The 16257-nt window shown below is 72.9% G+C and carries 16 protein-coding genes; 8 read left to right on the top strand and 8 right to left on the bottom strand.

What is annotated here, in order from left to right; translation table 11 throughout:
* The first annotated feature begins 189 nt into the window (after window positions 1-189).
* Genes ACFZ8E_RS14000 through ACFZ8E_RS13990 form a run of 3 tightly spaced genes read left to right on the top strand, consistent with a single transcriptional unit; the run spans window position 190 to window position 6943 of the window.
* Window positions 190-3483, top strand: a complete 3294-nt coding sequence (locus ACFZ8E_RS14000) for a DUF2126 domain-containing protein (RefSeq protein ID WP_405043001.1) — start codon at window positions 190-192, stop codon at window positions 3481-3483.
* Window positions 3480-6038 (top strand): circularly permuted type 2 ATP-grasp protein, encoded by a 2559-nt coding sequence (locus ACFZ8E_RS13995; RefSeq protein ID WP_243988994.1) that lies wholly within the window; start codon window positions 3480-3482, stop codon window positions 6036-6038. The genes ACFZ8E_RS14000 and ACFZ8E_RS13995 overlap by 4 nt, the downstream gene beginning before the upstream one ends.
* Window positions 6035-6943 (top strand): transglutaminase family protein, encoded by a 909-nt coding sequence (locus ACFZ8E_RS13990; protein WP_243988993.1) that lies wholly within the window; start codon window positions 6035-6037, stop codon window positions 6941-6943. Before ACFZ8E_RS13995 ends, ACFZ8E_RS13990 begins: the two co-directional genes overlap by 4 nt.
* 12 nt (window positions 6944-6955) lie before the next feature.
* Here the strand turns inward: ACFZ8E_RS13990 and ACFZ8E_RS13985 are convergent, their stop codons facing one another.
* The 5 genes from ACFZ8E_RS13985 to ACFZ8E_RS13965 all read right to left on the bottom strand — a co-directional run bounded on the left by ACFZ8E_RS13985 (window position 6956) and on the right by ACFZ8E_RS13965 (window position 9668).
* A complete protein-coding gene (locus ACFZ8E_RS13985) occupies window positions 6956-7450 on the bottom strand; it encodes a DUF6894 family protein (protein ID WP_243935911.1) in 495 nt (164 codons plus the stop codon).
* A gap of 52 nt (window positions 7451-7502) precedes the next feature.
* Window positions 7503-7715, bottom strand: a complete 213-nt coding sequence (locus tag ACFZ8E_RS13980) for a hypothetical protein (protein ID WP_147728746.1) — start codon at window positions 7713-7715, stop codon at window positions 7503-7505.
* 133 nt (window positions 7716-7848) lie between these two features.
* On the bottom strand, window positions 7849-8043 hold the full coding sequence (locus tag ACFZ8E_RS13975) for a hypothetical protein (protein WP_147728747.1): 195 nt from the start codon (window positions 8041-8043) through the stop codon (window positions 7849-7851).
* Window positions 8044-8104: 61 nt separating this feature from the next.
* Window positions 8105-8737 (bottom strand): acyl-homoserine-lactone synthase, encoded by a 633-nt coding sequence (locus ACFZ8E_RS13970; RefSeq protein ID WP_147841676.1) that lies wholly within the window; start codon window positions 8735-8737, stop codon window positions 8105-8107.
* 199 nt (window positions 8738-8936) lie between these two features.
* Window positions 8937-9668, bottom strand: coding sequence for a LuxR family transcriptional regulator (locus ACFZ8E_RS13965; RefSeq protein ID WP_147728749.1), 732 nt, complete (start codon window positions 9666-9668; stop codon window positions 8937-8939).
* A gap of 175 nt (window positions 9669-9843) precedes the next feature.
* Here ACFZ8E_RS13965 and ACFZ8E_RS13960 point away from each other — a divergent pair, with 175 nt between their 5' ends.
* The 5 genes from ACFZ8E_RS13960 to ACFZ8E_RS13940 all read left to right on the top strand — a co-directional run bounded on the left by ACFZ8E_RS13960 (window position 9844) and on the right by ACFZ8E_RS13940 (window position 12694).
* On the top strand, window positions 9844-10095 hold the full coding sequence (locus ACFZ8E_RS13960) for a hypothetical protein (protein ID WP_147728750.1): 252 nt from the start codon (window positions 9844-9846) through the stop codon (window positions 10093-10095).
* Window positions 10096-10198: 103 nt separating this feature from the next.
* Entirely contained in the window at window positions 10199-10993 is a 795-nt protein-coding gene (locus ACFZ8E_RS13955; RefSeq protein ID WP_405043000.1) for a trypsin-like serine protease, read from the top strand.
* A gap of 127 nt (window positions 10994-11120) precedes the next feature.
* The gene (locus ACFZ8E_RS13950) at window positions 11121-11372 is read left to right on the top strand and encodes a hypothetical protein (protein ID WP_147728751.1); all 252 of its coding nucleotides are present in this window, start codon (window positions 11121-11123) and stop codon (window positions 11370-11372) included.
* A 105-nt stretch (window positions 11373-11477) separates the two neighbouring features.
* A complete protein-coding gene (locus ACFZ8E_RS13945) occupies window positions 11478-11855 on the top strand; it encodes a phage holin family protein (protein ID WP_147841678.1) in 378 nt (125 codons plus the stop codon).
* 110 nt (window positions 11856-11965) lie between these two features.
* Complete coding sequence (locus tag ACFZ8E_RS13940) at window positions 11966-12694, top strand: spermidine synthase (protein WP_405042999.1); 729 nt, start codon at window positions 11966-11968, stop codon at window positions 12692-12694.
* A gap of 29 nt (window positions 12695-12723) precedes the next feature.
* On the opposite strand, the gene ACFZ8E_RS13935 is transcribed toward ACFZ8E_RS13940, so the two are convergent.
* Genes ACFZ8E_RS13935 through ACFZ8E_RS13925 form a run of 3 tightly spaced genes read right to left on the bottom strand, consistent with a single transcriptional unit; the run spans window position 12724 to window position 16117 of the window.
* Window positions 12724-13788: a sensor histidine kinase gene (locus tag ACFZ8E_RS13935; RefSeq protein ID WP_147728928.1), complete on the bottom strand. Its 1065-nt coding sequence runs from the start codon at window positions 13786-13788 to the stop codon at window positions 12724-12726.
* On the bottom strand, window positions 13785-14219 hold the full coding sequence (locus tag ACFZ8E_RS13930) for a response regulator (protein ID WP_147728927.1): 435 nt from the start codon (window positions 14217-14219) through the stop codon (window positions 13785-13787). Before ACFZ8E_RS13930 ends, ACFZ8E_RS13935 begins: the two co-directional genes overlap by 4 nt.
* A 14-nt stretch (window positions 14220-14233) precedes the next feature.
* Entirely contained in the window at window positions 14234-16117 is a 1884-nt protein-coding gene (locus tag ACFZ8E_RS13925) for an MHYT domain-containing protein (protein ID WP_405042998.1), read from the bottom strand.
* Window positions 16118-16257: the final 140 nt, after the last annotated feature.

The following is a 16257-nucleotide window of genomic DNA, read 5'->3' as shown; positions in this document are numbered from 1 at the left end:
CGCCGCATCAAACGGGCTTGCCCGGCAAAGTTCCCGGGGGGCGCGGCACGGGGAGGACGCGGCGCGCCGCCCGGAGCCGGACGCCGCATGGAAATTGCTTGCGCCCTCCCCTTTGCCGCATAAGGCGCAGACGAGGGCACCGCCGGATTCGATCCGGACGCCACCTGCTTCGCCCAGACGAGAGTGCCCGTGTCGATCAAAGCCGCCCTGCACCACGTCACGCACTACACCTACGACCGGCCGATCGCGCTCGGGCCGCAGGTGATTCGCCTGCGGCCGGCGCCGCATGCGCGCACGAAGATCCCCTCCTACACCCTCAAGGTGACCCCGGAGAACCACTTCGTGAACTGGCAGCAGGACCCGAACGGGAACTGGCTCGCCCGGCTGGTCTTCCCGGAGAAGACCAGCGAGCTGAAGATCGAGGTCGACCTCACCGCCGACATGTCGGTGATCAACCCGTTCGACTTCTTCGTCGAGGACTACGCGCAGGCCCGCCCGTTCGCCTACGCCCCCGACCTCGTCGCCGAGCTGGCGCCCTACCGCGTCCTCGACGACGCCCAGGGGCCTGAGATCGACGGCTTCCTGGCGCGCCTGCCGTCCGAGCCGAACACCGTGCTGTTCCTGGTGGCGCTGAACGCGCAGATCAGCCGCGAGGTCGCCTACGGCGTCCGGATGGAGCCGGGCGTCCAGACGCCGGCCGAGACCCTGACCCTGAAGAGCGGCTCCTGCCGCGATTCGGCCTGGCTCCTCGTCCAGGTGCTGCGCCGCATCGGCTTCGCCGCCCGCTTCGTCTCGGGCTACCTGATCCAGCTCGTGCCCGACACCACCGCGGTCGACGGCCCCGAGGGCACCAAGACCGACTTCACCGACCTGCACGCCTGGGCCGAGGTCTACCTGCCCGGCGCCGGCTGGATCGGGCTCGACGCCACCTCCGGCCTGCTCTGCGGGGAGGGGCACATCCCGCTGGCCGCCACCCCGCACTACCATTCGGCCGCGCCGATCTCGGGGCTCGCCGAGCCGGCCAAGGTCGAGTTCGGCTTCGAGATGACCGTGGCGCGCGTGGAGGAGAGCCCGCGCATCACCAAACCGTTCTCGGACGCGGTCTGGGCGGCCATGGACGCCCTCGGCGACCGGGTCGACGCCGACCTCGTCGCCCAGGACGTGCGCCTGACCATGGGCGGCGAGCCGACCTTCGTCTCGATCGACGACTTCGAGGCGCCGGAATGGAACATCGCCGCCGTCGGCCCGTCGAAGCGGGGGCTGGCCGACAAGCTGATCCGCCGCCTGCGCGACCGCTTCGCGCCGGGCGGCATGCTGCATTACGGCCAGGGCAAGTGGTATCCGGGCGAGAGCCTGCCGCGCTGGGCCTTCGCCCTGTACTGGCGCCGCGACGGCCGCCCGATCTGGCGCGACGCCGACCTGATCGCGCGGGAGGACGGCCCGAAGACGGCCGACGCCGACGCCGCGCGTCGCCTGATCGATGCGGTCGCCGGGCATTTCGGGCTGCAGGACTACGTGATGCCGGCCTACGAGGACCCGGCGCAGTGGGAGGAGAAGCGCGCGGAGCTGCCCGTCAACGTGACGACGCAGGAGGCCAAGAGCGGCTCGGTGGAATTCGATTCGCGCATCCACCGCGTCTACGAGCGGGGCCTCGGCAACCCGGCCGGCTTCGTGCTGCCGCTCGCGAGCCTGCCCACCGGCAAGGACGGCGATTCCGACCGGGTCTGGATCTCCGAGGCCTGGGATTTCCGCCGCGGCCACGCGTTCCTGGTGCCCGGCGACTCGCCGCTGGGCTTCCGCCTGCCGCTCGGCTCGCTCCCGTACGTGCCGCCGGAGCATTACCCCTACTACCAGCCGCAGGACCCGCTGGAGCCGCGCGAGCCCCTGCCCGAGGGGCATGCCCGCGAAGGAACCGGCGAAGGGACCAGCAAGCGAACGGTCAACGGCGGCGGCATCACCGGCGTCGCGGTGCGCACCGCGCTCGCCGTCGAGCCGCGCGACGGGACGCTGCGGGTGTTCATGCCGCCGACCCAGCGCGCCGACGAGTACCTCGAGCTGATCGGCGTCCTGGAGGAAGCCGCGTCGGGGCTCGGGCTCGCGATCCACGTCGAGGGCTACGAGCCGCCCTTCGACCCGCGCCTCAACGTGATCAAGGTCACCCCCGACCCGGGCGTGATCGAGATCAACGTCCACCCGGCGACCTCCTGGCGCGACGCGGTGGCGATCACCACCGACCTCTACGCCGACGCCCGCCAGACCCGGCTGGGCGCCGAGAAGTTCATGGTGGACGGGCGCCACACCGGGACGGGCGGCGGCAACCACGTGGTGATGGGCGGCGCCACGCCCGACGACTCGCCGTTCCTGCGCCGGCCCGACCTCCTGAAGAGCCTGGTGCTGTACTGGCAGCGCCACCCGGCGCTCTCGTACCTGTTCTCCGGCCTCTACATCGGCCCGACGAGCCAGGCCCCGCGCATGGACGAGGCCCGCCACGACGGCCTCTACGAGCTGGAGATCGCCCTGGCGCAGGTGCCGGGCCCGGACGAGCCCAACATCCCGCGCTGGCTCGTCGACCGGGTGTTCCGCAACATCCTCGTGGACGTCACCGGCAACACCCACCGGTCCGAGATCTGCATCGACAAGCTGTACTCGCCCGACGGGCCGACCGGGCGGCTCGGGCTGCTCGAGTTCCGCGCCTTCGAGATGCCGCCGGACCCGCGCATGAGCCTCGCGCAGCAATTGCTGCTGCGGGCGCTGGTGGCGTGGCTGTGGCGCGAGCCGCAGGTCGGCGGCTGTGTCCGCTGGGGCACGGGCCTGCACGATCGCTTCATGCTCCCGCATTTCCTCTGGGCCGACTTCCTCGACGTGCTGGAGGATCTGCGGGCCGCGGGCTACGACTTCGATCCCACGGCCTTCGAGGCGCAGGCCGCGTTCCGCTTCCCGGTCTTCGGCCGGGTCGAGCACGGCGGCGTGAAGCTCGAGCTGCGTCAGGCGCTGGAACCGTGGCACGTGATGGGCGAGGAGGGGACCAGTGCCGGCACCGTCCGCTTCGTCGACAGCTCGGTCGAGCGCCTGCAGGTCAAGGTCGAGGGCTTCGTGCCCGGCCGCCACGTCATCGCCTGCAACGGCCGGCGCCTGCCGATGACCGGCACCGGCACCGGCGGCGAAGCGGTCGCGGGCCTGCGGTTCAAGGCCTGGCAGCCGGCCTCGTCGTTGCACCCGACGATCCCCGCGCACTCGCCGCTGACCTTCGACATCCTCGACAGCTGGAGCGGGCGCGCGCTCGGTGGCTGCCGCTATCACGTCGCCCACCCCGGCGGCCGCAACTACGAGACGCATCCCGTCAACACCTACGAGGCGGAGGGGCGGCGCCTCGCCCGCTTCCAGGCCCACGGCCATACGCCGGGCAAGATCGCGATGCCGGTGCCCGAGACCAACCCCGAATTCCCGCTCACGCTCGACCTGCGCACGCCGAAGCCGACATGAGCCCGACGCTGGCGGCGGCACAGGTCACGGCAGGACGGCACGCACCGGCCGACGCGGACGCCGCGGACGAGCCGGACCGGCTCGCGCGCTGGGCCGATGGCTATCGGCCCGAACCCGGCCGGCCGGACGAATATCTCGACGCGGACGGCCGCGCGCGCGGCGCGTGGCCCCGGCTGCTCGAGCGGCTCGCGCGGCTGACCGAGCCCGAGATCATGGCGCGCTTCGTCTCGGCGGAGCGTCACATCCGCGACACCGGCATCTCGTTCCGCATCTACGGCGACCAGCGCGAGCATGCCTGGCCGTTGGGCTCGCTGCCGCTGGTGATCGAGGCGGCCGAGTGGCGCGCCTTGAGCGCCGGGCTGATCCAGCGGGCCGAGCTGATGGAGGCGGTCCTCGCCGACGTCTACGGGCCGGGCCGCCTCGTCGCCGACGGCCTCCTGCCGGCCGCCGTGGTCGCCGGCAGTCCCGAGTTCCTGCGCCCGCTGCACGGGGTCGCGCCTCCCGGCGGGCGCTGGCTCAAGCTCTACGCCGCCGATATCGGCCGCGGGCCGGACGGGGCCTGGCGTGTGCTCGCCGACCGGACGCAGGCGCCCTCCGGCCTCGGCTACGCCCTGGAGAACCGGATGGTGCTCGGCCGCACCTTCCCGGACGTGCTCGAGAGCCTGCAGGTCGAGCGCTTCCCGGCCTTCTTCCAGGCGTTCCGCGAAGGCCTGGCGGCCGGGTCCGCGCGCTCGGACCCGCGCATCTGCCTGCTGACCTCGGGGCCCTACAGCAGCACCTACGTCGAGCAGGCGGCGCTCGCGCGCTATCTCGGGCTGATGCTGGTCGAGGGCGACGACCTCGTCATGCAGGACGGGTGCCTGCACGTGCGCACCGTCTCCGGCCTGAAGCGGGCCGACGCGGTCTGGCGTCGGATCGACGGCGACTTCCTCGATCCGCTGGAGCTCAACCCGGCCTCGCGGCTCGGCATCCCCGGCGTGATCGAGGCCTTGCGCAACGGCAGCCTGGTGATGGCCAACATGCCGGGCTCCGGCGTGGTCGAGTCGGCGGCCCTCAGCCCGTATCTCGAAGGGATCGCGCAGCGCATCCTCGGCGAGGGCCTCAGGCTGAAGAGCCCGCCGGCGTGGTGGTGCGGCGATCCGGCCGGTCTCGCCCACGTTCGGGACAACCTCGACGCGATGACGCTGCGCCCGGCCGCCACCCCGCAGCGCGGGGCGGGGCGCGACGCGATCCTCGGGCCGCAGGCGCTGGCCGCCGAGCGCGAGCGGGTGATCGCGGCCTTCCACGACCGGCCGTTCGACTTCGTCGGCCAGGACCTCGGGCCGCTCTCGACCATGCCGGCCTGGGAGCGGACCGACCGGGGCCTGCACCTCGTCCCCCGCCCCTTCGCGCTGCGCGTGTTCGCCGCCCGCACCCCCGACGGCTGGCGGGTGATGCCCGGCGGCTTCTGCCGGGTCTCGGAGCGCGAGAACGTCGACCCGATCGAGATGCGCCTCGGCATCCGCTCGGCCGACGTCTGGATCCTCTCGGAGAACCCGGTCGACACGCGCCATCTCGGGCAGCAGGCCACGCCGCGGGTCCGGCGCATCTCCGGGCACCTGCCCTCGCGGGCGGCCGACGGCCTGTTCTGGTTCGGCCGCTACGTCGAGCGGGCCGAGGCGGTGATCCGCCTCGTGCTGGCGCACCTGCGCAGCGTCGGCGACGCCGTCGTCACCGACATCTCCGGCGACACCGCGGCGCCGACCGCGCTCCGCATCCGCGCGCTCTTGGAGGAATGGGGGGCGGCCAGCTCCGCCGACATGCCGACGGCGGCACTGGCGCAGGAGGCCCTGGTCGGGCGCGAGGTCCACGGCTCCGCCCGCGCCCACGTGATCTCGGCCCGCACCAACGCGGCGACCCTGCGCGCCCGGCTCTCGGGCGAGGCGTGGCGGGTGCTCGCCGACTTGATCGACCTGCTCTCGCTGGACACCGCCCGGGCGTTCACCGAGTCGCAGCTGCTCGGCCGGGCCGAGCGGGCGCTGAGCCACATCGCGGCGCTCTCGGGCCTGACGCACGAGAACATGAACCGCGCCGCCGGCTGGCACTTCGTCGATCTCGGGCGGCGGATCGAGCGGGCGATCAACACCTGCGCCTTCACGCTGGCCTTCGGCCACGACGAGGCCGGGGCCGACTGCCTCGGCGTCCTGCTCTCCCTCGCCGATTCGCAGGTCACCTACGGCGCGCGCTACATGCAGGGCGTGGCCCTCGACCCCGTGCGCGACATGGTGCTCCTCGACCCCTACAACCCGCGCTCGGTCGCGTTCCAGGCGGAGGCGATCGGCCGGCACCTGGCCGAGCTGCCGGCGCTCTCGGCCGACGGCATCCCCGAGCCGCATTGCCGGCTGGCCGCGCGGATCGTGGCGACCCTGCGCAGCGGCGAGGCCGCCGACTTCGACGGCGTCGGCCTGGCGCGGATCGAGGACGACCTGGAGCGGCTCGCCGACACCATCGCCGGCCGCTACTTCCCGAACGGGCCGCACGCCCTGCGGCCCGAGAAGCTGGCGGGCCTGGCGTGATCTACACGCTGCGCCACGTCACCACCTACACCTATGCGAAGCCGGTCGGCTTCGCGCGCTGCTCCCTGCGCCTGAAGCCCGCCGACGGCGAGGGCCAGAGCGTGCTCGAGAGCGCGGTGACGATCGACCCGAGCCCGGCGACCGCGGTGATCCGGCGCGACTATTTCGGCATCGAGACCGTCGGCATCACCCTGGACGCGCCGCACACCCGGTTCCGGGTCGAGGCGCTGTCGAAGGTGCGGGTCGAGCGCGGGCCGCTGCCGGCGCCCGAATCCGGCCGCAGCTGGGAGGCGGCGCGGATGGCGGCGATCGCGTCCCGCGACCTCGGGGCCGACGCGCCGGTCCACTTCCTGTTCCCGAGCGCCCGGGTGCCGCTGCTGCCGGCGGTGACCGACTACGCGCGGGCGAGCTTCTCGCCCGGGCGCAGCGCCTACGGCGCCGCCTTCGACCTGATGGCGCGCATCCGCAGCGACTTCCGCTTCGACGCGAAGGCCACCGACGTGCACACGCCGCTGGCCGAGGCCTTCGCCCTGCGCGCCGGCGTCTGCCAGGATTTCGCCCATGTGATGATCGCCGGGCTTCGCGGCATCGGGCTGCCCGCGGCCTATGTCAGCGGGTATCTCCGCACGATCCCGCCGGCCGGGCGGCCGCGGCTTCGCGGCGCGGATGCGAGCCACGCCTGGGTCGCGGTCTGGTGCGGCGACGGCTGGCTCGGCCTCGACCCGACCAACGGCATCGGGGTTCGCGACGACCACATCGTCGTCGCCCGCGGGCGCGACTACGGCGACGTCTCGCCCGTCGACGGCATCGTCAGCGGCTCGGGCAAGCAGAAGCTCAAGGTCGAGGTCGACGTCATCCCGCAGGACGAGCAGGACGAGATCGGGGCGCTGGCCCTCGTCGGCTGAGCGCGGTCGCGATCAGCGGCCCGGATCGAGCTGCAGGGTGAAGCGCTGCCGCGGGTCGCGCCGGAACGACAGCAGGTCGGCCATCGTCGCGAGATGCGCGCGCAGCCGCAGGGCCGCGGCGCCGATCCGCGGATGCGTCGACAGGGCCCGCATCCGAGCGGCGATGCCCGCGACTGCCGCGGCCGCCTTGCCGGAGACGGCGTCGGGCATCCGGCCCGCCGCGCGGCGCAGGTCGGCGCGCGGGCGCGCGGGCCCCGCCCGCTCGGGCGCCGCCACGGGCACGTAGAGCGCCTCGAAGAACGACAGGTCGAGGATGGACGCGCCGTCCGCGTCGGTGACCGCCATCACCGCGTTCAGCAGGCGCGGCTCGCCGCCGTGCTGGACGACGAGGCGGCGGATGATGGTGCGCGCCACCGCGCGCGCCTCGCCGGCGTCCCGGACGAGCTGCCCGGTGCGCTCCGGCAGGTAGGCGTCGTCGAGGCGGATGTTGAAGAACGCGTGGATCATGATCGAACGCCCCGTTCCTGGTTGGGTGGGCCGGCGGGCCCGTGCGACGGCGTCAAGCGGCCTGGGCGCCGGGGTCGACGGCGTCCACGGGCGCGGCGAGCCGCGGGTGGAAGGCGTCGGCCAGGCGCTCGAGGCGATGGGCCATGTCCCGCACCTCGTTGAGGGCGATGGACTTCTGGCCCTCCTTCACCGCGCGCGTGATGTCGCTGATCTGCGTCGTCGCGATGCGCTTCAGCTCGGTCGCGAGCTGGTCCTTGGTCATCATCGGCTTTCGGATCCCGAATGCTGGTCGCGGGACACCGTGGCGCGGCGTCCCTTACCGATCGGTTTCCCATCCCGGCGGGTCGTTGGATGAGCGGTGGACAAGTCGGCCGGCGTCGATTCCGTTCGCCGGCCGGTCAGGCCGTGCGGTGCTGCGGGTCGAGGCGCTCGGCGAGGCCGAAGCCGACCCGGACGAGGAGAGCCTCGAGGGTCGCCTTCATCTCCGGCGTGCCGGCCTCCTCGATCAGGCCGTGCGCCTCGATGCAGATCTCGGCGAGGCGCTCCATCGGGTTGTCGGGTTCGGTGGAAGCGGGAAGGGTCTGTCGTGTCATCGGTTCGTTCGCGGGTTGGCGTCGATCGGGGTCCGGCGGCATCGCGCCGGAACGGTTGGGGTCAGCTCGCCAGGCGCTGCGGCAGGGCGGGGCGCGCGGTCAGCACGGAGGCGGCGTCGTTGCGGGTCTCGCGCAGGCGCCGGAGCGTGCGCACGTCGAAGGCCGCGACCACGGCGAGGGTGTCCTCGCCGGCGATCCGGCAGGGCAGGCCGAGGGGGGTCACCCGGAAATGCAGCTGCACGAGGCGCAGCAGCCAGAGCGGGTTCATCTCGATGACGATCGACTCGATCCCGCTCTCGAGACCCCACTCGACGATGCCGGCCAGGAGCGCGCTTCCGACCGGGCTCAGGATGCGGCCGCGGTCGCGCACGTCGCGCTGCACGGCGTAGCGGGTCCACTCCCAGACCCGCGCGCTCCGGGGCGCGGGGACCTCGCAGAGCTCCGGCAGGACTTCGGTGAGCAGGTAGGGGCGGGTGGTCGGCAGCATGCGCTGGTAGCCAACGACGCGGTCGCCCTGCATCGCGAGCATGTGGACGGCGTGGCCGTCGTCGAACTGGTCGATCTCGCGTCCGTCGGGCTTGGCGAGGTCGTGCCAGCCCTTCTCCTCGACGAAGACTTGATGACGCAGGCGATAGGCCTGCTCCATGGCATCGCGGTAACGATCGATGTTCTCGGGCGTGACGATATGGATCAAAGCGGCCTCCATTGGATGGCCGTCAGTATCGTTTCTAAGTATTCGCCCGAAAGTACGCGTTCGCGTACCATTCTCGACTGCGAACCAGCGGAACTTGACTGGATCCGGTCAATCCGCGCGAGCATCCCCACGCGCACGCCCACGCCGGACGAAGCATGCTTTCGACGAAGCGGTCTTCGAGGTCGGAGGCGCGCGGCGCCTACTTGAGGAACCCGCGCCGGAATCCTTCCGCGACGGCGTGCGTCCGGCTCGCGGTCCCGAGCTTGGTCCGGATCGAGCGCAGGTGCTTCTCGGCGCCGTGCTCGGAGATCGACATCAGCTCGCCGATCTCCCACTCGGTCTTGCCGTCGGCGGCCCATTGCAGGGCCTCGCGCTCGCGCGGCGTCAGCCGGACCTCCGGCCGCGGCGGCCCTTCGCTCAGCACGATCGAGCGGCCGAAGGCGTAGCTCGCCACGAGCTGCAGCATGCCGCGCAGCTCCGGCGAGGGATCGAACCGCTCGGCCCCGAAGCTGAACCCCGCGACGCGCCCGTCGAGGGTGATCAGCGGCACGGTGAAGCCCTGGCGCAGGCGGAAGTCGCCGGCCTCCTCCATCACCCGCCGGGCGGCCGCGTCGGCGCGGTATTCCGGCTCGATGTCGGACCACCGGAACGCGGTCAGGTCCGTGGTCAGGCGCTGGATGGTCGGGTCGCGGAACAGGTGGCCGGCCTTGAAGTAGCGGTCGGTCCAGCCGGCCGGCGTGCTGTCGAGCAGGACGTGGGCCGCCTGGTCGCGCCGGCTGGTGCCGGGCATCGGGATGATGCCGGCGAACGTGCTCTCCACGCCGAGCTTGGACACGGCGGACAGCAGCGTGCGATTCAGATCGCCGACGGAGCCGGCCCGGTCGAACGCCTGGAACAGGCCGTAGGTGACGTCGATCGCCTTCGTGATCATGTGTTGCGCAGCCGTTTCGCAGGAGCCGTCCGACGGAGCCGGCCGTCGTCTTCCGTACGCGAACTGGGTCGCCATCCCACCATGCGGCTGGACAGACACCATCCTGCCCTGTTTATAGGGGATTGAAAGTTTATTCTAGGTTGTATAACGAGACGCATGACGTGAGGAGTCCGACGTGGACGACGGTCGGAACAACGGATCGGACCGATCCGAACGGGCGCGGATCCTGCTGGGGAAGATCGCGGAGCTCCTTCGTGTCGACACGGCGTTCTTCCTCTCGCCGCGTTCCGGCGCGCCGGGCTCCGACGCGGACCCCGCCGAGTTGCTGCGCCTGTTCCAATCGATCGGCGATCCGGACCTTCGGCGCTCGGTGATCGCCATGCTCAAGGACCTCGAGGCGAAGGACGATACGCGCCGCGACTCCTGAGAGCCGCAGGACGGCGCGGCGGCCCCCGCGTCCTCGCGCCCGATTGCCCTCCGGCGCGCCCGGATGATCTCTGGACGGCGTGTTCCACACCCCCGAGGCCCGCGTGTCCCGAATTTCGACCCCGTCCCGAGCGGGCATTCGCCCCATCCTGCGTCACCTTGCCTCACGTCTCGTCGTTCCGCTTCTCGCGCTCGCTTCGGGGAGCGCGCCGGCCGCGGCGCTCGAGGGCGGTGCCGCGGGCCGGTCGGGCGATGCGCTCGCGCAGGCCACCGTCGGGCTCGGGACCGTGACCGCGCCCGAGGACGGCCTGCACCTCTCGCGCTGCACCGGCGTCCTGATCGCATCCGACCTGATCCTCACGGCGGCCCATTGCGTCAACGGCGATCCGCTCGGCTCGCTCGTGGTGTTCTTCCGCGGCAGCGAGCCGGTGAAGCCGGTCCGCACCGCCCGGGTGATCGCGCGCTACAGCCCGGATCCCGGGCAGATGACCTCGAACGTCGTCGACGTCGACCTGAACAGCCTCTCGCTCGACCTCGCCGTGCTGCGCCTCGCCGAGCCGGTGCGCGACCGCGTGCCGGTGCCGCTCGCCACCGACCCGAGCCGGGTGCCGAGGAGCCTGCGGGTCGCCGGGACCGGCGTGTCGGGCCGGGTGGTCGGCCGGCTGCGCACCGCGATCCTGACGCCCGTCGCCGCGTCGAGCACCGGGCTGACGATCGCCCGCGTGAACGGCGGCCGCGTCTGCTTCGGCGATTCCGGCGGCCCCGTGGTGGGGCAGGACCGGCGCGGCGTGTTCGTCTGGGGCGTGGCGAGCGCGGTGCTGTCGCGGCAGGCCCCGTGCGGGAGCCTCGTCGTGATCGCGCCGGCCGCGCAGGTCTTCACCAGCAGCGGGATGCGCTGACGCCGCGCCCCGGGGTTTTTCGCATCGTCCGATGCAACGCCGGGCCCGTGCCGATGTTGAACCGGCACAGCGTGCCTGCGTCGCCGTCGTGCCGAGTTCCGCCCATTCTCGATCGTGCGGGCTTCCCATGCTCTACGAACGCCTGCTCGACCTCGCCCCGGGGGCGCGGCTCGAACGCCGCCTCGCCGAGCGCGTCGCGGCCCGCCTGGTGATCGGGCTCCTCCTGAGCCTTCCCCTCTGCGCGGTCGCCGCGTTCCTCCTGGCCGCCGGTGCGATCCACGCCGTCCTGATGGGCGTCTGGGATGCGGGACGGATCGCGGGGCTGCTGATCCGGGACGCGTGCGAGCGCGCGCTCGCGCCGCCGATCACGCCGCGCTGACCGGCGGCCGCCGCCATCCGGGAACGCCCGGTCGCATCCGGGGTTGGTAGCCGCGCCGAACTGGTGCACCGCTCCCGGCCCCCTTCTGGACGACGGCACCGCTCGATGCAGGATCGCACCCCCGAGAGCACCTTCGCGCTGACCCTCGGGATCCTGCGCGAGAGCGGGCGCCTGGTCGGGCGGACCCTCGACCTTGCGCGGACCGAGATCGACGGCAACCTCCGGGCGCTGATCGGCCTGTTCGCGCTCCTGGGAACGATCCTCGTGCTGCTCGTCGCGGCGTTCTTCGTCTTCCTCGACGCGATGGTGAAGGCGCTCGCGGCGCTGATCGGCTCCGAGGTCGTGGCCGCGCTGATCGTCGCGAGCCCGTTCCTGGTCGCCGCCGGCCTGCTGGCGTCGTTCGGCCTGCGCCGCATCGCGCGCGCCACCCGGATCGAGCGCCCGAAGGCCCGCGGACGGGCCACGCTCGCGGCCGGCGCCTGACGCGGCGCGCGCGCGGCGCGAGGCCCTGGATCACGCCCCTCGCGGCGCCCTCGAACCGCTGGTACAGGGGCGTTCCTGCAGCCACGCCGCCGGACGGCGGGAGGACATCCGTGACGTCTTGGGTCCATGTCGACACCGGTCTCGTGCCCGGCGAGGAGACCACCCTGCGCCTGATGCGGCAGGGCGACGCCTTCGCGATCACGGTCGGCAACCAGGACCTGATGCGCGACCGGCACTGCGAATCCGAGCGGGCGCTGGCGACCCTCGTCGCGGCGCGGCTTCGGGACCGGCCGAAGGCGCGCGTGCTGATCGGCGGCCTCGGCATGGGCTTCACCCTGCGCGCGGCGCTCGGCGCCTTCGGGCCGGAGGCGGAGATCGTCGTCGCAGAGCTCGTGCCCGCAGTGGTGGCGTGGGCGCGCGGGCCCCTGGCGCACCTGTTCGACGGCAGCCTCGACGATCCCCGGCTGGCCCTGCACGAGGCGGACGTGAACCGCCTGATCCAGTCCGGCCCGGCGGCGTTCGACGCGATCCTGCTCGACGTCGACAACGGCCCCGAGGGCATGGTCCGGGGCGAGAACAACCGCCTGTACGACGGCTGGGGCCTGAAGCGCGCCCATTACGCCCTGCGCCCGGGCGGCATCCTCGGCGTCTGGTCCGGCCGGCCGGACCGCAAGTTCAAGGCGCGGCTCGCCCGCTCGGGCTTCTCCGTCGAGGAGGTCCGGGTGCGCTCGCGTGCCAGCGGGGAGGGGCCGCGGAACGTCCTGTGGCTCGCCACCCGGACGGGGCCGGCGGCGGCGCTCCCCGTCCGCGCCGATGCCGTCCCGACCCCGGCCGCCTAGAGGATCCGATCCGCGTGAAAACGGGGCCGTCAGGCCCGGAACGACAGCACGGCCCGGGTGCCGATGCGGTCGGGCACGTAGCACAGGCCCGAGCGCAGGTTCGTCGCCATCGCCCGGATGATGCGCGAGCCGAGGCCCGTGCCGCGCGGCCGTCCCTCGCCCGTCCAGCCGATCCCGTCATCCTCGACGGCGAGCTCGAGGGTGTCCTCGGCCCGGCGCCGGAGCTCGACCCGGATCTCGCCGGCGGCATTCACCGGGTAGGCGTACTTGTAGGCGTTGGTCACCAGCTCGGTCACGACCACCCCGACGGAGACCGCCTTGTCGGTGGCCAGCCGCACCGGGTCGGCGCTCAGCCGGATGGCGTGATCGCGCCCCGAGGCCCGCATCGCCGCCTGCAGCTCCTCGACGAGGCTGGCGAGATAGGCGTCGAGCTCGACCGCCTCGACGTCGTCGGAGGTGTAGAGGCGGCGGTGGATGCCGGCGATGGCCGAGATCCGCGCCTGCATCTCCTCGAGCGCCGCCTTCGCGGCCGGGTCCGAGACGGCGCTGGTCTGCATGTGCGTCAGCGCCGCCACCAGGGCGAGGGAGTTGGCGACCCGGTGGTTGACCTCGCGCAGCAGCATCACGGCGTGGTCGCGCGCCGCGCGGACCTCCGCCTCGGCGCGCTCCTTGTCGCGGCGCAGGGCCTCCTGGCGCAGCGCGGTGTCGACGGCGCCGCCGAGCAGCTCGCGGAACTGGCCCTGCACGTCCTTCCAGACGTAGTCGACCGCGCCGGCCTTCAGCGCGGCGACGGCGACCCGGCTGTCCTCGGAGCCGGTGACGTAGACCACCGGCGGCGCGTCGGGCAGGGCGCGGATCGCCGGAAGCACGTCGAGCCCGGTCTGCCCCGGCATGTGGTGGTCGAGGGCGACGACGTCGATCCCGCCCCGCGCCAGCCGCTCCAGCCCGGCATCGCCGCTGGCGGCGAGCTCGACCACGTAGCCGCGCGCGCCGAGCGCGCGCTGGACCAGGCGCGCGAGCCCGGGGTCGTCGTCGATGTAGAGGATGCGGGCCGTGCCGGCCGGGTCGGCCGCGGCGGGGGGAGGGCCGGTCATGGATTCTCGGGCACCTGGATCACCGAGAAGAACAGGCCGAGCTGGCGGATGGCGTTCGCGAAGCCTTCGTAGTTCACCGGCTTGGTGATGTAGACGTTGGCGCCGAGATCGTAGCAGCGCTGCACCTCGCGGCTGTCGTCGGTGGTGGTCAGGACCACGACCGGCGAGCGCTTGGTGTGCGGGTTGGCCTTCACCTTCTCCAGGATGTCGATCCCGGTCATGTCCGGCAGGTTGAGGTCGAGCAGGATCAGCAGGTGGCGTCGGGCGCTGGCCTCGCCCGAGCCGTCCGGCCCGAGCAGGAAGGCCAGGGCCGAGGTGCCGTCGCGGAAGGGGATAATCTCGTTGTTCACGCCGGCGCGGCGGATGTTCCGCTCGATCAGCCGGGCGTGGCCGTCGTCGTCCTCGATCATCACGATGCTGACGGCGTTCATGGCGGCCTCCAGGGTCATTCCGCGGCCAGCGTCGTCGGGGCGCCGTGTGCCTCACGACCTGTAGCGGCCTCGCGCGGCAGCGTCACCTCGAAGGTGGTGCCCGCGCCCAGCGCCGAGGCGAGGTCGATGCGTCCGCCGAGCGACCGCACCAGCGCCTTGACGTGCGCGAGCCCGATCCCCTCGCCCGGCCGGTCCTGGACCCCGGAGCGGCGGAACAGCTCGAACACGCGGGCGTGGTCGCGCGGGGCGATGCCGCGGCCGTTGTCGGCGACGGCGATGCGCACGCGGTTGCTGCCCACCGACCGTGCGGTGATCGTGATCCGCCCGGGCCGGGCCGGGTCGAGGTACTTCACCGCGTTGTCGATCAGGTTGCCGAGGACCTGCTCGACCGCCAGCCGGTCCGCGACGATGGTCGGCAGGTCGGGGGCGACCTCCACCGTCGCGCCGGCGGTCTCGATCTGGTGGCGCTGCGCGTCGACGAGCGACCGCAGGAGGCGCGTCAGGTCGAGGGGTTCGGGCGCGAAGCTGCGCCGCCCCTCGCGCGAGAGCTTCAGGATGGCGGCGATCAGCCCCTCCATCCGGGTCACGGCGGCCCGGATGAAGCCCAGCGCCTCGCCGAGATCGGCGTCGATCCGCTCGGCCTCCGGGTGGTCCCCCAGCGCCCGGCGGATCTCGGGGCGGGCCTCCTCCAGCTCGGAGGTGAAGCCCATGACGTTGACCAGCGGCGAGCGCAGGTCGTGGCTGACGATGTAGGCGTAGCGCTGGAGCTCCTCGTTCGATTCCCGCAGCTCGCCTTCGGCCTCGCGCTGCTCGGTGATGTCGGTGTGCACGCCGACCCACTCGGTGATCGCGCCGCGGTCGTCGAGGACCGGCACGGCGCGGATCGCGAAGTGACGCCAGTTGCCGTCGCGGGCGCGGACCCGGTGCTCGTGCACGAAGGGCCGGCGCGCGGCCACCGTCGCGTTCCAGGCCGCGATGCTCGGCTGCACGTCGTCGGGGTGCACGGCGCTCGCCCAGCCGAAGCCGGCATAGGCCTCGGGCGCCTGGCCCGTCAGCGCCGCCCAGCCGGGCTGCTCGCCGACCATCCGGCCGGCGGCGTCGTTGGTCCAGAGCACGCCGCGCACCGCCTGGACGGCGGCGCGGAACCGCGCTTCGCTGGCCTGCAGATCACGCTGGACCCGCTGCTGGTCGACGGACGAGGCCAGCATGGCGAGGAACAGGATCAGGAAGGTCGCGCCGCCGACCGAGAGGGCGAGGTTCTGCTGGCCCGCGCCGACGCCGCCGGCATGGGCGGCGTGGGCGCCGGCGGCCTCCGCCGTGAACGTCGCCGCCGCCATCCCGGTGTAGTGCATCCCGGCGACCGCGAGGCCCATCACGAATGCGGCGGACAGCTTCTGCCAAACGCCGTGCCGGCGCAAGGTCAGCCACAAGGCGGCCGTCGCGGCGGTGACGGCGATCGCCACCGAGAGCGCGACCACGGGCCAGCTGTAGGCGAGATTGCCGGGCACCCGCATCGCCGCCATGCCGGTATAGTGCATGCCCGCGACGCCGACCCCCATCAGCGGACCGCCGACGAGGACCTCGCGCGGGCCCGCACCCGGACGGCTGATCAGGACGAAGGCCGCGCCGGTGGCGCCGACCGCGATCAGCAGGGAGGCGAGGGTGAGCGTGAGGTCGTAGGCGGCCGGCATGCCCATCTCGAAGGCGAGCATGCCGACGAAGTGCATCGACCAGATGCCGCCGCCCATCGCCAGGGCGGCCCCGGCGACCCAGGCCCAGCGCGGACCGCGGGCGGCGCCGCGCATCCGCCCGGCGAGGTCGAGGGCGGTGTAGGAGGCGAACACCGCGATCGCCAGGGACAGGGCGACGAGGGCGGGATTGTAGCCGGTATGGACCATGGCGCGACCGGTGACGGGGACATTCGCGCGAGGCGGGTCGCGGCCGTCGCCGCACGGCTCGGGTCGGCCAGCGCGCTCGCGGCTCGCGCGACCTTAGTGGGCTTTGGCCCGAAGGGAATCCCGGTTTGGCGAAAGAGCAC

It is taken from the genome of Methylobacterium sp. HMF5984 (assembly GCF_045033435.1).
In the GTDB taxonomy this organism is placed as follows: Bacteria; Pseudomonadota; Alphaproteobacteria; order Rhizobiales; family Beijerinckiaceae; genus Methylobacterium.
Note: the sequence above shows the minus strand (reverse complement) of the source record. Positions and strands in the feature narration are given on the sequence as shown.